10 protein-coding genes and 1 pseudogene are annotated in these 15,232 nt (G+C 60.2%); 6 read left to right on the forward strand and 5 right to left on the reverse strand.

Translation table 11 applies throughout. The annotated features are described in order from the left end of the window. The first annotated feature begins 8 nt into the window (after positions 1–8). From CAF74_RS11405 to hemE, 4 genes are all read left to right on the forward strand, one after another. The gene (locus CAF74_RS11405) at positions 9–1,616 is read left to right on the forward strand and encodes an AAA family ATPase (RefSeq protein WP_085746420.1); all 1,608 of its coding nucleotides are present in this window, start codon (positions 9–11) and stop codon (positions 1,614–1,616) included. 351 nt (positions 1,617–1,967) lie between these two features. Continuing rightward, positions 1,968–6,413 carry a glutamate synthase large subunit gene (gene gltB, locus CAF74_RS11415; RefSeq protein WP_085746421.1) on the forward strand — a complete coding sequence of 1,482 codons (4,446 nt, stop codon included), beginning with the start codon at positions 1,968–1,970 and terminating at the stop codon, positions 6,411–6,413. 33 nt (positions 6,414–6,446) lie between these two features. Then, positions 6,447–7,865 carry an FAD-dependent oxidoreductase gene (locus CAF74_RS11420; RefSeq protein ID WP_085746422.1) on the forward strand — a complete coding sequence of 473 codons (1,419 nt, stop codon included), beginning with the start codon at positions 6,447–6,449 and terminating at the stop codon, positions 7,863–7,865. A 253-nt stretch (positions 7,866–8,118) separates the two neighbouring features. Continuing rightward, on the forward strand, positions 8,119–9,186 hold the full coding sequence (hemE, locus tag CAF74_RS11425) for a uroporphyrinogen decarboxylase (protein ID WP_007952372.1): 1,068 nt from the start codon (positions 8,119–8,121) through the stop codon (positions 9,184–9,186). 71 nt (positions 9,187–9,257) lie between these two features. Here the strand turns inward: hemE and CAF74_RS11430 are convergent, their stop codons facing one another. The 3 genes and pseudogenes from CAF74_RS11430 to CAF74_RS11440 all read right to left on the reverse strand — a co-directional run bounded on the left by CAF74_RS11430 (position 9,258) and on the right by CAF74_RS11440 (position 12,523). Continuing rightward, positions 9,258–9,902, reverse strand: coding sequence for a retron system putative HNH endonuclease (locus tag CAF74_RS11430; RefSeq protein ID WP_085746423.1), 645 nt, complete (start codon positions 9,900–9,902; stop codon positions 9,258–9,260). Then, positions 9,899–11,168: pseudogene (locus CAF74_RS11435) on the reverse strand (AAA family ATPase). The gene CAF74_RS11430 and the pseudogene CAF74_RS11435 overlap by 4 nt, the downstream one beginning before the upstream one ends. A 77-nt stretch (positions 11,169–11,245) precedes the next feature. Continuing rightward, positions 11,246–12,523, reverse strand: a complete 1,278-nt coding sequence (locus tag CAF74_RS11440) for an MFS transporter (protein ID WP_085746424.1) — start codon at positions 12,521–12,523, stop codon at positions 11,246–11,248. Between the two features lie 118 nt (positions 12,524–12,641). Here CAF74_RS11440 and CAF74_RS11445 point away from each other — a divergent pair, with 118 nt between their 5' ends. Next, entirely contained in the window at positions 12,642–13,538 is an 897-nt protein-coding gene (locus tag CAF74_RS11445; protein WP_085746425.1) for a LysR family transcriptional regulator, read from the forward strand. On the opposite strand, the gene CAF74_RS11450 is transcribed toward CAF74_RS11445, so the two are convergent. Next, positions 13,539–13,976, reverse strand: coding sequence for an excinuclease (locus tag CAF74_RS11450; protein WP_085746426.1), 438 nt, complete (start codon positions 13,974–13,976; stop codon positions 13,539–13,541). 213 nt (positions 13,977–14,189) lie between these two features. Here CAF74_RS11450 and CAF74_RS11455 point away from each other — a divergent pair, with 213 nt between their 5' ends. Beyond that, positions 14,190–14,573: a type II toxin-antitoxin system PemK/MazF family toxin gene (locus tag CAF74_RS11455; protein ID WP_085746427.1), complete on the forward strand. Its 384-nt coding sequence runs from the start codon at positions 14,190–14,192 to the stop codon at positions 14,571–14,573. 209 nt (positions 14,574–14,782) lie between these two features. On the opposite strand, the gene CAF74_RS11460 is transcribed toward CAF74_RS11455, so the two are convergent. Continuing rightward, entirely contained in the window at positions 14,783–15,223 is a 441-nt protein-coding gene (locus CAF74_RS11460; protein ID WP_085648021.1) for an excinuclease, read from the reverse strand. Positions 15,224–15,232 lie beyond the last annotated feature (9 nt).

Raw genomic sequence — 15,232 nt, forward strand, 5'->3', positions numbered from 1 at the left:
AGATTCCGATGACTAGTTTGCATGCCGACGAGGCGTTCCTCGGCCATTTCCAGTTAAGTCACGACCCTTTCGCACCGCGGGTGCCGGGCTTCAAATTCTTCCCGGCCCAGCGCAAGCCGGTGCTGGGTCAGTTGCATCATCTGGCGCGTTACAGCCAGTTGCTGCTGGTGGTCACCGGCCCGCAGGGCAGCGGCAAGACCCTGCTGCGTCAGGCGCTGGTTGCCAGCACCAACAAGCAATCGGTGCAGAGCGTCGTCGTTTCCGCCCGTGGCGCCGGCGATGCAGCTGGTGTGCTGCGCCAGATCGCCCAGGCGCTGGACGTGGCCCAGGCCGAAGTCGGGGCGATCCTCGATCAGGTCGTGCAGCTGGCGCTGACCGGTCAGGAAGTCTATCTGCTGGTGGACGATGCCGAGCAGCTCGACGAGTCCGCGCTTGAAGCGCTGATGGCGCTGGGCGCCGGCGCGCCGGAAGGCCGTCCGCATGTGTTCCTGTTCGGTGAGTCGTCGCTGATCGCCCAGCTCGAGGCTTTGCACCTTGAGGAAGAGCGCTTCCACGTCATCGAATTGCAGCCGTACACCGAAGAAGAAACCCGCGAGTATCTCGACCAGCGGCTTGAAGGCGCCGGCCGGGGTGTCGAACTTTTCACCGCGGATCAGATCTCTGATATTCACGAAAGCTCCGAGGGTTGGCCGGGCAACATCAACCAGGTTGCTCGCGATGCTCTGATCGAAGTCATGATTGCCAGCCGCTCTGCGGTCAAGCGTCCAAGTATGGGGTTCAACATGCCGAAGAAACACGTATTGGCGATTTCCGCCGTCGTTGTGGTCGCGGTCGCTGCCGCCTGGCTGATGCCGGGTCGCAACAAGGCACCGACCACCGGTGCGCCGGCCAACGAGCAGGCGCAACTGCCCTTGGGCCAGGGTACGCCGCAAGCGGGTGGCGCACCGTCCGTCGAATTCAACGGCAATACCCAGCCGATGCCGCTGCCATTGGTCGGCAACTCGCAGCCGGTAATGCGCGGTCCGCTGGCTGAAGCCGCTGGGGGCATCACTGAAGGCGACGACGGCGTGCCGGTCGAAGGTTCCAGCAACACGCCACCGACCGTGACCACCACCGCGCCACCCGCGGGCGTTCAGGCCGGTCCGGCTCCTACGCCAGTTCCGGTTCCAGTCCCGTCAGCCAAGCCGACCCCGGCGCCGACCCAGGTAGCTACCGCCAAGCCTGTGCCTGCTCCGGCAGCTCCAGCGGCCAAACCGGCTCCGGCGCCTGCCAAGCCTGTTGCCGCCGCCAAACCGGCCGAGAAGCCGGTCACCGTCGCCAAGGCCGCCGGTGGCAGCTGGTACGCCGGTCAGCCGACCAGCAACTACGTGGTGCAGATCCTCGGTACCAGCTCCGAAGCGACCGCGCAAAACTTCGTCAAGGAGCAGGGCGGCGAGTACCGTTATTTCAAGAAAGTCCTCAACGGCAAGCCTCTCTACGTGATCACCTACGGCAACTTCGCCAATCGTGATGCAGCCGTTTCTGCCATCAAGGCCTTGCCAGCGAAGGTTCAGGCTGGTAAACCTTGGCCTCGCACTGTCGCCAGCGTCCAACAGGAACTGGCAACAACTCGCTGAAGATTCGGCGGCCTTACCCAGGCCGCCTCTCCAAGCACCTCAAAATCTCTACAAGTGCGCGCCGTCTCTACAGACCGCGTGCCTTGTGGTGTCTGCGTCACAGTAGTCTTTGAGTCGTTGCGGTCAAAATTAAAAAAAGTTTTGACTAGCACAGCAGATCGCTTTAAACCTTTCACAAATGCGACATGAATTTGCGACATTTCGTCGTCAAATTTGTGAGCCTCTGTGTCGCTGTGTACAATGACCACCCTTTTGCCCCCGCAAAGCCGGCGTACGTTCGGCGCGGCAAGCAAGTGGTTGAATTGAAAAGAAATTTGCCTCGTTAAGAGGCAGCCTGGTGAGAAAGTGTCTATGAAAGCAGGTCTGTACCAACCAGATGAATTCAAGGATAACTGCGGTTTCGGCCTGATAGCCCATATGCAGGGCGAACCCAGTCATACCCTTTTGCAAACGGCCATCGAGGCCCTGACCTGCATGACCCACCGCGGTGGGATTAATGCCGACGGCAAGACCGGTGACGGTTGCGGTCTGCTGATTCAAAAGCCCGACGCGTTCCTGCGTGCCATTGCCCAGGAAACCTTCAGCGTCGAGCTGCCCAAGCAATATGCCGTGGGCATGGTCTTCTTCAATCAGGATCCGGCCAAGGCCGAAGCCGCTCGCGAGAACATGAACCGCGAGATCCTGGCCGAAGGCCTGCAATTGATCGGCTGGCGTAAAGTGCCGATCGACACCAGCGTCCTCGGCCGCCTGGCCCTTGAGCGCCTGCCGCAAATCGAGCAGGTGTACATCGGTGGTGAAGGCCTGAGCGATCAGGACATGGCGGTCAAGCTGTTCAGCGCCCGTCGTCGTTCGTCGGTGGCCAACGCCGCCGACACCGATCACTACATCTGCAGCTTTTCCCACAAGACCATCATCTATAAAGGCCTGATGATGCCGGCCGACCTGGCCGCGTTTTATCCGGACCTGAGCGACGAGCGCCTGCAAACCGCAATCTGCGTGTTCCACCAGCGCTTCTCCACCAACACCCTGCCGAAATGGCCGCTGGCCCAGCCATTCCGCTTCCTCGCCCATAACGGCGAGATCAACACCATCACCGGCAACCGCAACTGGGCCCAGGCCCGTCGCACCAAGTTCACCAACGATCTGATGGATCTGGAAGAACTCGGCCCGCTGGTCAACCGTGTCGGTTCTGACTCCTCGAGCATGGACAACATGCTTGAGCTGATGGTCACCGGCGGCATCGACCTGTTCCGTGGCGTGCGGATGATCATTCCGCCAGCGTGGCAGAACGTCGAAACCATGGACCCGGATCTGCGTGCGTTCTACGAGTACAACTCGATGCACATGGAGCCGTGGGACGGCCCGGCCGGCGTGGTAATGACCGACGGTCGCTACGCGGTGTGCCTGCTCGACCGTAACGGTCTGCGCCCGGCGCGCTGGGTCACCACCACCAACGGTTTCATCACCCTCGCGTCGGAAATCGGCGTGTGGGACTACAAGCCTGAGGACGTGATTGCCAAAGGCCGTGTCGGCCCGGGCCAGATCTTCGCCGTGGACACCGAAACCGGGCAGATCCTCGACACCGACGCGATCGACAACCGTCTCAAATCCCGTCATCCGTACAAGCAATGGCTGCGCAAGAATGCCCTGCGCATCCAGGCGACCATGGAAGACAACGACCACGGTTCGGCTTTCTACGACGTCGATCAGCTCAAGCAGTACATGAAGATGTATCAGGTCACGTTCGAAGAGCGCGATCAGGTACTGCGTCCGCTTGGCGAACAAGGCTACGAAGCCGTTGGCTCGATGGGCGACGACACGCCGATGGCCGTGCTGTCCCAGCGCGTGCGCACGCCGTACGACTATTTCCGCCAGCAGTTCGCGCAGGTGACCAACCCGCCGATCGACCCGCTGCGTGAAGCGATCGTGATGTCGCTGGAGATCTGCCTCGGTGCCGAGCGCAACATCTTCCAGGAATCGCCGGAGCACGCTTCGCGCGTGATCCTCAGCTCGCCGGTCATTTCCCCGGCCAAGTGGCGCTCGCTGATGAACCTCGACCGCCCGGGTTTCGAGCGGCAGATCATCGACCTCAACTACGACGAAAGCGTCGGCCTCGAAGCGGCGATCCGCAACGTCGCCGATCAGGCTGAAGAAGCCGTGCGCGCCGGTCGTACCCAGATCGTACTGAGCGATCGCCATATCGCTCCTGGCAAACTGCCGATCCACGCCTCGCTGGCCACCGGCGCGGTGCACCACCGCCTGACCGAAAAAGGCCTTCGCTGCGACTCCAACATCCTGGTTGAAACCGCCACCGCACGCGATCCGCACCACTTCGCCGTGCTGATCGGTTTCGGCGCCTCGGCGGTCTATCCGTTCCTCGCGTACGAAGTGCTGGGCGACCTGATCCGTACCGGTGAAGTGCTGGGCGACCTCTATGAGGTGTTCAAGAACTACCGCAAAGGCATCACCAAAGGTCTGTTGAAGATCCTGTCGAAGATGGGCATCTCGACCATCGCGTCCTATCGCGGTGCTCAGCTGTTCGAAGCCATCGGCCTGTCCGAAGAAGTCTGCGACCTGAGCTTCCGTGGCGTGCCGAGCCGCATCAAAGGTGCGCGTTTCATCGACATCGAAGCCGAGCAGAAAGCACTGGCCACCGAAGCCTGGAGTCCGCGCAAGCCGATCCAGCAGGGCGGTCTGCTGAAGTTCGTCCACGGTGGCGAATATCACGCGTACAACCCGGACGTGGTCAACACCCTGCAAGCCGCCGTGCAGCAGGGCGACTACGCCAAATTCAAGGAATACACCTCGCTGGTGGACAACCGTCCGGTGTCGATGATCCGCGACCTGTTCAAGGTCAAGACCCTCGACACGCCGCTGGACATCAGTGAAGTCGAGCCGCTGGAATCGGTGCTCAAGCGCTTCGACTCCGCCGGTATCTCGCTGGGCGCCCTGTCGCCGGAAGCTCACGAAGCCCTGGCCGAAGCCATGAACCGCCTCGGTGCGCGTTCCAACTCCGGCGAAGGCGGCGAAGACCCGGCGCGCTACGGCACCATCAAGAGCTCGAAAATCAAACAGGTCGCGACCGGCCGTTTCGGTGTGACCCCGGAATACCTGGTCAACGCCGAAGTGCTGCAGATCAAGGTCGCCCAGGGCGCCAAGCCGGGCGAGGGCGGGCAACTGCCGGGCGGTAAAGTCAACGGGTTGATCGCCAAACTGCGTTACGCAGTACCGGGCGTGACCCTGATTTCGCCACCGCCGCACCACGACATCTACTCGATCGAAGACTTGTCGCAGTTGATCTTTGACCTGAAACAGGTCAACCCGAAGGCGCTGGTTTCGGTGAAACTCGTGGCTGAAGCGGGCGTCGGCACCATCGCCGCCGGTGTGGCCAAGGCCTATGCAGACTTGATCACCATCTCCGGCTACGACGGTGGCACCGGTGCTTCGCCGCTGACCTCGATCAAATACGCTGGCGCTCCGTGGGAACTTGGTCTGGCCGAAACCCACCAGACCCTGCGCGGCAACGACCTGCGCGGCAAGGTCCGGGTCCAGACCGACGGCGGCCTGAAAACCGGCCTCGACGTGATCAAGGCAGCCATCCTCGGCGCCGAAAGCTTCGGCTTCGGCACCGCGCCGATGATCGCGCTGGGCTGCAAATACCTGCGCATCTGCCACCTGAACAACTGCGCCACCGGCGTTGCGACCCAGAACGAGAAGCTGCGCAAGGATCACTACATCGGCACCGTCGACATGGTGGTGAACTTCTTCACCTACGTCGCCGAAGAAACCCGTGAGTGGCTGGCCAAGCTGGGCGTGCGTTCCCTCGAAGAGCTGATCGGCCGTACCGATCTGCTGGAAATCCTCGAAGGCCAGACCGCCAAGCAGCATCACCTGGATCTGACCCCGCTGCTGGGCAGCGATCACATCCCGGCGGACAAGCCTCAGTTCTGCGGCGTCGAGCGCAACCCGCCGTTCGACCAGGGCCTGCTGGCCGAGAAAATGGTCGAGATGGCGACGTCGGCGATCAACGACCTCAGCGGCGCCGAGTTCGATCTGGACATCTGCAACTGCGACCGTTCGATCGGCGCACGGATCTCCGGCGAAATCGCGCGCAAGCACGGCAACCAGGGCATGGCGAAAGCGCCGATCACCTTCCGCTTCAAGGGCACTGCCGGTCAGAGCTTCGGCGTGTGGAACGCCGGCGGTCTGAACATGTACCTGGAAGGCGACGCCAACGACTACGTCGGCAAAGGCATGACCGGTGGCAAGCTGACCATCGTGCCGCCGAAGGGCAGCGTTTATAAGACTCAGGAAAGCGCCATCATCGGCAACACCTGCCTGTACGGCGCCACGGGCGGCAAGCTGTTCGCCGCCGGCACCGCAGGCGAGCGTTTCGCCGTGCGCAACTCCGGTGCCCACACGGTCGTGGAAGGCACTGGCGATCACTGCTGTGAGTACATGACCGGTGGTTTTGTCTGCGTTCTGGGCAAGACCGGTTACAACTTCGGCTCTGGCATGACCGGCGGTTTCGCCTACGTGCTCGACCAGGACAACACCTTCGTTGACCGGGTCAACCACGAACTGGTGGAAATCCAGCGGATCAGCGGCGAGGCGATGGAAGCCTATCGCAGCCACCTGCAGAACGTGCTGAACGAGTACGTCGCGGAAACCGACAGCGAGTGGGGTCGTGAACTCGCCGAGAACCTCGATGACTACCTGCGTCGTTTCTGGCTGGTCAAGCCGAAGGCTGCCAACCTGAAGTCGTTGCTTTCCAGCACCCGTGCCAACCCGCAGTGATATGCGCCTGAAGAGTTTGATGAGGTTTTAACAATGGCTGAACGTCTGAATAACGACTTCCAGTTCATCGATGTCGGGCGCAAGGATCCGAAGAAGAAACTGTTGCGTCAACGCAAGAAAGAGTTCGTGGAAATCTACGAACCGTTCAAACCCCAGCAGTCGGCCGACCAGGCCCACCGCTGCCTGGGTTGCGGCAACCCGTATTGCGAATGGAAGTGCCCGGTGCACAACTTCATTCCGAACTGGCTGAAGCTGGTGGCCGAGGGCAACATCCTCCAGGCCGCCGAGCTGTCGCACCAGACCAACACCCTGCCGGAAGTCTGCGGCCGGGTGTGCCCGCAGGATCGTCTGTGCGAGGGTGCCTGCACCCTCAACGACGGATTCGGTGCGGTGACCATCGGTTCGGTCGAGAAGTACATCACCGACACCGCATTCGCCATGGGCTGGCGCCCGGACATGTCCAAGGTCAAGCCGACCGGCAAGCGTGTCGCGATCATCGGCGCGGGCCCGGCGGGCCTCGGTTGTGCCGACGTGCTGGTGCGCGGCGGCGTGACCCCGGTGGTGTTCGACAAGAACCCGGAAATCGGCGGTCTGCTGACCTTCGGCATCCCCGAGTTCAAGCTTGAGAAGACCGTGTTGAGCAATCGCCGCGAAGTCTTCACCGGCATGGGCATCGAGTTCCGTCTCAACACCGAGGTCGGCAAGGATGTGACCATGGAGCAACTGCTCGCCGACTACGATGCCGTGTTCATGGGCATGGGCACCTACACCTACATGAAGGGTGGTTTCGCCGGTGAGGACCTGCCGGGCGTTTATGACGCGCTGGATTTCCTGATCGCCAACGTCAACCGCAACCTGGGCTTTGAAAAGTCGCCGGAAGATTTCGTCGACATGAAGGGCAAGAAGGTCGTGGTTCTTGGGGGCGGCGACACGGCGATGGACTGCAACCGCACGTCGATCCGCCAGGGCGCCAAATCGGTGACCTGCGCCTATCGTCGTGACGAAGCAAACATGCCCGGCTCGCGCAAAGAGGTGAAAAACGCCAAGGAAGAAGGCGTGAAATTCCTCTACAACCGCCAGCCGATCGCCATCGTTGGCGAGGACAAGGTCGAAGGCGTGAAGGTGGTCGAGACCCGTCTCGGCGAACCGGACGCCCGTGGCCGTCGCAGCCCCGAGCCGATTCCGGGTTCCGAAGAGATCATCCCGGCTGACGCCGTGGTCATCGCTTTCGGTTTCCGCCCGAGCCCGGCGCCGTGGTTCGAGCAGTTCGAGATCCAGACCGACAGCCAGGGCCGTGTCGTTGCGCCCGAGCAGGGACAGTACAAGCACCAGACCAGCAACCCGAAAATCTTCGCCGGTGGCGATATGGTGCGCGGTTCCGACCTGGTGGTGACGGCGATCTTCGAAGGCCGCAATGCAGCTGAAGGGATTCTGGATTACCTGGGCGTCTAAACCCGGATCCTGAGCCAAAAGCAATAAGCCTGTGGGAGCGAGCCTGCTCGCGATGGCGGTGAATCAGTCACCAGACGTATTGGCTGACAATCCGCTATCGCGAGCAGGCTCGCTCCCACAGTTGTTTCTCGCTGTTGCTGATGCCCCGTATTTATTGCGACAAATTGACCCGATAGACAAAAGGCTGACCTGCATCCGTGCCTTTTGCGTCGCGCTCTGAGAAAATGCCCGCACTTTTTTTCCGGATGCCGACATGACTGCCCTGAAGAACGACCGTTTCCTCCGCGCCCTGCTCAAGCAACCCGTAGACGTCACCCCTGTGTGGATGATGCGCCAGGCCGGCCGCTACCTGCCGGAATACCGCGCCAGCCGCGCCCAGGCCGGTGATTTCATGAGCCTGTGCATGAATCCGGAATTCGCCTGCGAAGTCACGCTGCAACCCCTCGACCGCTATCCGCAACTGGACGCGGCGATCCTGTTCTCCGACATCCTCACCATTCCCGATGCCATGGGCCAGGGCCTGTACTTCGAGACCGGTGAAGGTCCGCGCTTCAAGAAAGTCGTCAGCACCCTGGCCGACATCGAAGCCCTGCCGATCCCGGATCCGCACAAAGATCTCGGTTATGTGATGGACGCGGTCAGCACCATCCGCCGCGAGCTGAACGGCCGTGTACCGCTGATCGGTTTCTCCGGGAGCCCGTGGACCCTCGCCACGTACATGGTCGAAGGCGGCTCGTCGAAAGACTTCCGCAAGACCAAGGCGATGCTCTACGACAACCCGCAAGCCATGCACCTGCTGCTGGACAAGCTGGCGCAGTCGGTGACTTCTTACTTGAACGGCCAGATCCAGGCCGGCGCGCAAGCGGTGCAGATCTTCGATACCTGGGGCGGCAACCTGTCGGCGGCGGCGTATCAGGAATTCTCCCTGGCCTACATGAAGAAAATCGTCAGCGGCCTGATCCGCGAGCACGACGGTCGCAAGGTGCCGGTGATCCTCTTCACCAAGAACGGCGGCCTGTGGCTGGAAAGCATCGCCGACGCCGGCGCCGACGCACTGGGTCTGGACTGGACCTGCGACATCGGCAACGCCCGCGCCCGCGTCGGCGACAAGGTCGCGCTGCAAGGCAACATGGACCCGACCGTGCTGTACGCCAAACCTGAAGCGATCCGCACCGAAGTCGGACGCATCCTCGCCAGCTACGGTAAAGGCAGCGGCCATGTGTTCAACCTCGGCCACGGCATCACCCCGGAAGTCGACCCGGAACACGCCGGCGCGTTCCTGCGTGCGGTGCATGAGTTGTCGGCGCAGTATCACGAGTAATCGGCGCTCAGCGCTAAAGGTAGAAAACAAAAACGCCCGGCTTATGCCGGGCGTTTTTGTTTGCGATGGGTTTAGCGTCCGAGGAGCTGTTCGGCGTAGCGGGCGATGATGTGGTCGAAGGTTTTTTGATTGGGAATCGCGGTATTTCTGATCGCCGTCACCAACCGCTCAAGCTCTTCCTCGCTGACTTGCATGACGAACTCGTCATCGAAGAGGCGGCGGATTGTGTCCTGCCGTCGATTTTTGAGGTAGGGGATGTCTAGCGCCAATACCTCGATCATCTTTGTGGCGGGAAGGTCGTTAGAGTCCTTTGGCTGGATTTCGCCGGTTCGCAGATATCGGAAGCGCTGTTCACAGTTCTCGTCAGTGGGAGAAATGTGTTGGTTTTCGTCGAACCAGTTGCCCTTCTTATGGCCGCAGTGCAACGGATTGCCGGGCTTGGTTTCTCGCAGGCAGGAGGCATGAAGGTTGTGAAACTCCAACGCCAGCTCTTCGAAATGCTCTTGAGGTCTGAAGTGCTCGATATGGCTGGTCGAGGCATCTATTTCCCGGCCGCAATAACAGCAGAAGAAGCCTTGCTCCTTAAGCAGGGCATTATGTAAATCGCGTTTTTGCGGGTTTTGTAGCGTTGGGTAAGTTGGACTCCACTCGTCGTTCGCCGAGTTTTTCCAATCTGTAAATGAAGCGGGTTCAGTTCCTTTGAGCACTCGCTTCATTTGCCGAGAATCTCCTTGCGCCTGATCAGTGCTTCGGCGCCGGCGAATTCCGGTAGGTCGGGGGCTTTCTTTTTCAGCGCCTCAAGTTGTGATTTTTGCCTTTTCGAGGTCGTTGTCTTCCAACGTGGAAAAAAGCTCGGACAGCAGATCTTCGATCTCTGGTTCGCGCTGCGTAACGCCCATTACCTCTTCAAGCACGCTGCTGGAATCCAGACCGTAGGTGACCCGCGGATGAGTAGGATCCCCGTTGTGCAACACGATGACTTCCTCAGGCTTCAGGCTGCCGATGATTTGTGGGGAATGGCTTGCGGCGATGAACTGGACTTTGGGGAATGCCTGTCTCAATGCCGGGGCGATGCTGCGTTGCCAGGCCGGATGCAGATGGATATCCAGTTCGTCGATGATCACCACGCCGGAGGTGTTTTTCAGAACGTCCTTACCCATGTGGGGGTTGAGGATGCACATGCGGCGGGCGATATCGGCGAACAACGCAACCATCCCGCGCTGACCATCGCTAAGCTCATTGAAAGGAGTGGTCTTTCCATCCAGGTCGATCAACAAGCTTTGCAGCCGGAGGTCATAGCGAAAATTTTGTGCGTGGGGAATAGCGCGCTCGATCGCAGTGTTTACCCAGTAAAGTTCGTCGTCGAACTCAAGTGACTGGGTGTTGGAATCAAGGAGGTTCTGCATCCGTTCGAGCGTTCTACCGATTAACCAACTTTCAAATTCTCTGAGATCCGCAACTGCATCGAACCAGTTAACGTAGGCATCGAAGCGCGAGACGCGTTGTTTCGCGGCGAACTCAGCAGATACTCCTACCCCTTGCCAGCGGCGATTGGAGCGATAGAAAGCAAGCACAGGCAAATCGACTGGAATGGCCAGGTTGATTTTCTGTTTTAGTTTGTCTATCTCGGCGTCGAATACTGAATCTACAAGATGGGGCAAGTCTTCTGCATCTCGTTTCAGGACCCAGTCTGTAGTTCCGAAGAAACTGCCTATGCCATGTACCAGTAATGGGAACTTGCGCTCAAAGCGGCTTCTGTTTTCAAAACGATCTATGACAAAGCGAATGTCTTCATTTTTTATAGAGGTCTGACTTGGCTTCATGGCATTGCCGAGTTCGATGAACGAAACGGCAACCGCCTGCAACAACGAACTCTTCCCGCTCCCATTAACCCCCACCACCAGATTGAATCCCGGCTGAAAGTCGAACGTGGCATCTTCGTAGCAACGAAAATTCTGAATGTGGAGACGGTCCAGGCGCATTCTGGCTTCCTTTACCAAAGCAGGCGAATGCCGTCAGTGTACCTTGGCCCGTGATTACCGCTAGGGCGCAGTTGTCGCTAAACCTTTTCGCCACCACCCAGCGGCGGCAACTTCGCCAGCTTCAACGCCACCAACAGCGCCACCAGCAACAGCGCGCCGATGAACAACCCGATCCCGTTCCATCCCGCCATGTGCCAGAACACTCCGCCGGCCGTCCCCGCGATGCTCGACCCGGCGTAATAGCTGAACAGGTACAACGACGACGCCTGGCCCTTGGCCTTGAGCGCCCGGCGGCCGATCCAGCTGCTGGCCACCGAGTGCGCGGCGAAGAAGCCGAAGGTGAAGATCAGCATGCCGATGATCACCAGCGGCAGCGGTGTGAACATGGTCAGGGCGAGGCCGGCGAACATCAGCGCGATGGTCGCCCACAGTACTTTGCGGCGACCCAGTTTGTCGGCCAGCGAACCGATTTTCGCCGAGCTGTAGATACCCGACAGGTACACCACCGACAACAGTCCCACGAACACTTGATCCATGTGGTACGGCTCGGCCAGCAGGCGATAACCGATGTAGTTGAACAACGTGACGAACGCGCCCATCAGCACAAACGCCTCAAGGAACAGCAACGGCAGGCCGGCATCGCGAAAGTGCATGGTGAAGCCGTCGAGCAGGCTGCGCGGATGCAGCGAGCGGGAGCGGAAGTTGCGCGATTCCGGCAGGATTTTCCAGAAGACCGCCGCCGCAATCAGCGCCAGGCCGCCGATCACCATCATCGCTGTGTGCCAGCTGACGAAGTCGATCAGCACACCGGTGATCAACCGCCCGCTCATGCCGCCAATCGCGTTGCCGCCGATGTACAAACCCATCGCCAGCCCGATGTGCTGCGGATGGATTTCCTCGCTCAGGTACGTCATCGCCACCGCCGCCAGGCCACTCAATGACAGCCCGATCAGCGCACGCATGATCAGCACGCCGTGCCAGCTCGGCATCATCGAACTGGCGATGGTGCATAGCGCAGCAGCAAACAGCGCGGCGACCATCACCGGTTTGCGCCCGACCCGATCGGAAATCGGGCCGGTGATCAGCAGACCGAACGCCAGCATGCCGGTGGCCACCGACAGGATCAGGCTGCTCTGCGCAGCGTTGATCGAATACTCGTGGGACAGCAGCGGCATCATCGGCTGCACGCAGTACAGCAGGGCGAAGGTGGCGAAGCCGCCACTGAACAGCGCGAGCACCGTGCGCATGAACGCGGGCGTGCCTTTCTCGATGTAGATCTCTTGCAGTTCGGTCAGCACATCGTCCGCCGAAGCGGGCGGGACTTCATGGGCCAGTGGAGCGACGGCGGTTTTCACATCAGACCTCGGAGGGCGCGGGCAGGCAGGCAATGAAAAAATCATATAGCTGGCTAATGTTTCTATCCAATATATTGTTCGACCTGTTTGATAGCTTTCACGACCTAATGGGGTGTTCATGGAATTGCGTCATCTGCGCTACTTCATCGCCGTCGCCGAAGAACTGCACTTCGGCCGCGCCGCACAGGTGCTGGGTATCTCCCAGCCACCGCTGAGCCAGCAGATCCAGGCGCTGGAACAGGAAGTCGGCGCGCGACTGTTCGAGCGTACCAATCGTCGGGTCGAGCTCAGCGAGGCCGGGCGGTTGTTTCTGGAGGAAGCGCGGCTGGTGCTCGCGCAAGTCGATAAAGCGGCCGACGTGGCCCGTCGCGCGCAACTCGGCGAACTGGGTGAACTGAAGATCGGCTTCACCTCGTCGGCGCCGTTCAACTCGACCATTCCCCAGGCGATATTTTCCTTCCGTCAGCGTTTCCCGGCCGTGCACCTGAACCTGCGCGAGATGAGCAGCACCATGGTGGCCGATGCGTTGGTGGACGAATCGATCGAGGTCGGCATCATGCGCCCGCTGGGCCTGCCGGATTCGCTCAGCGTGGTCGAACTGATGCGCGAGCCGCTGGTGGCCGTGCTCAGCTCCAAACATCCGTTGGCGCAGGGCTCTGAAGAGGGGCTGTTCCTCTCGGCGCTGGCTCTGGAGCCGTTTGTGTTCTTCCCGCGCAGCTACGGCAGTGGTCTGTATTCACAGTTGATCAGTCTGGCCCGCGATGCCGGGTTCAGCCCGCACTTCGCCCAGGAGGCCGGCGAAGCCATGACCATCATCGGTCTGGTGGCAGCGGGTCTGGGCGTGTCGGTCATGCCGGCGTCGTATCAGCGGATGCGCATCGACGGCGTGGTCTACCGACCGCTGCTCGATCCCGAAGCCGTGACGGCGGTGTGGCTCGTGCAGCGCAAAGACCAGAAATCACCGATGGCCAAGGCGTTTGTCGAACTGCTCACGCGCAAGCTTGAAGCCGGTTGATCAGGGCAGCCGCACCAGATCACCCTTCAACGCCACTCGCGTCACAAACACTCCGGCCCGACATTCGTAAGTGTTCAGATCCTTGCGCACATGCTGGTCGTAGTAGCTGACGATGTTGGTCACCGCATTTGCCCCGACACGCTTGGCCTCGGCTTGCAGCGCAATCAGGTTCGACTGCAACACCCACTCGCACGAGTCGTGATCGCTCTTGTTGAAGCCGTTGGTCTTCAAATCGCTGACCACCCCGCGCCGCAACAACCGCTGAGTGCCCTGAGGCCCGTTGCCGACCAGATAAAACTTCACACTGCCATCCAGCCGCCCGGCGCGCATCGCATCCGACACAACTGTTTCGAACGGCATGTACATCAGATTGGTGGCATGGCTGGCGCCGGGCAGCAGGCCGAGAAGGGCGGCGGCGATGAGGGCTTTCGCTTGCATGGTCATCTCCTTGACGTTGAAAGAGAACCGCGAGTACTTGACCGACCGGGCTCGCCGTTCCGGCAGGCACTGTGTATTGGCCTGTTTGAGCGAGTGTAGTTGTGGTGAACAGGTTTGGTTGGCTCGACTCCGTACATTTCGAGTAACGGAACTGTCGTAGGGAATATGGCCGTTGTTGCGCAAAATCAGTTCTTTTTCAAACGAGTGTCACGGATGCCACTTCGATATCAGCCTAAGGAGGGCAGCGTTTTGATTTGCGATTTCAGGGGTTATGAAATCCCCGAGATGGTCAAAGTCAGACCTGTTGTTGTGATACGTAAACATCGAACCAACAGCTTGTTGGTAACAGTAGTGCCGTTGAGTACCACCGCCCCTGGTAGCTTGCTTGGGCACCATCTTGAACTTGCAAGTCACCTTCAGGGAGCCAGTCCGACCTGTTGGGCAAAGTGCGACATGATTGCCACGGTCAGCCTTTCGCGGCTTGATCGGATCAAAAGCCGGGATCGGCAAGGCAAACGCATCTACCTGATCTCACATCTTGCAACAGACGAGTTTCACGCCATTAAAACTGCGGTCAGACGGGCGTTGGGACTGTGATGGCAACGGAAGTGGCGCATCGAAGCCAAATGCCAGCCGTTGCTCGATATGAGGTTTCAGGCAATACTGCCGGCGTTCCCGAAAGGGGCTTGTGAGACTCTGAGGATCCTGGGCAACCAGCCATCGCAGAGCCAGACAGGTGACAGGCGATGACAAGCCAACCTGTTTGTGAAAGGGCGCCGAAAGGCGCCCTTTGTCGTTTCCGACCGTTATTGAACCGTCGCCAGATCGCCCTTCAACGCAACGCCCGCCATGATGGCGCCCGCGTGGCATTCGTAGGTTTTCGCATCCTTGCGCTCGTTGCTCTTGTAGAAGCTGACGATGTTGGTCACGGCGTTGGCGCCGGCGTTTTTTGCGGCCTGGTGCAGGCTGATGATCGCCGATTGCACGACCCACTCGCAGGCTTCCTGGTCGGTCTTGTTGAAGGCGTTGGTCTTCTTGTTGGTCACGGCGCCGGGGCTGACGACGGTGACTTTGCCGGCCGGGGCATTGCCCGCCAGATAGAACTTCACGCTGCCGTCGATCTTGCCGGTGCGGGTCGCTTCGGCGACGGCCTTGTCGAACGGCAGGTAGACCGCCGTGTCACGGGCCTGGCTGACGGCCGGCAAGGCGCAGATGAGCAGGGTGGCAGCGAGTTTCTTGAAGTGCATGGAGGTCTC

Source organism: Pseudomonas sp. R45(2017), from assembly GCF_002112305.1.
Classification (GTDB): domain Bacteria; phylum Pseudomonadota; class Gammaproteobacteria; order Pseudomonadales; family Pseudomonadaceae; genus Aquipseudomonas; species Aquipseudomonas paraglycinae.

Coding starts and splice junctions, on each gene's coding strand:
- CAF74_RS11405 (WP_085746420.1), top strand. CDS start 9: ATGACTAGTTTGCATGCCGACGAGGCGTTCCTCGGCCATTTCCAGTTA.
- CAF74_RS11420 (WP_085746422.1), top strand. CDS start 6,447: ATGGCTGAACGTCTGAATAACGACTTCCAGTTCATCGATGTCGGGCGC.
- CAF74_RS11450 (WP_085746426.1), bottom strand. CDS start 13,976: ATGCAAGCGAAAGCCCTCATCGCCGCCGCCCTTCTCGGCCTGCTGCCC.
- gltB (WP_085746421.1), top strand. CDS start 1,968: ATGAAAGCAGGTCTGTACCAACCAGATGAATTCAAGGATAACTGCGGT.
- CAF74_RS11445 (WP_085746425.1), top strand. CDS start 12,642: ATGGAATTGCGTCATCTGCGCTACTTCATCGCCGTCGCCGAAGAACTG.
- hemE (WP_007952372.1), top strand. CDS start 8,119: ATGACTGCCCTGAAGAACGACCGTTTCCTCCGCGCCCTGCTCAAGCAA.
- CAF74_RS11430 (WP_085746423.1), bottom strand. CDS start 9,902: ATGAAGCGAGTGCTCAAAGGAACTGAACCCGCTTCATTTACAGATTGG.
- CAF74_RS11460 (WP_085648021.1), bottom strand. CDS start 15,223: ATGCACTTCAAGAAACTCGCTGCCACCCTGCTCATCTGCGCCTTGCCG.
- CAF74_RS11455 (WP_085746427.1), top strand. CDS start 14,190: ATGCCACTTCGATATCAGCCTAAGGAGGGCAGCGTTTTGATTTGCGAT.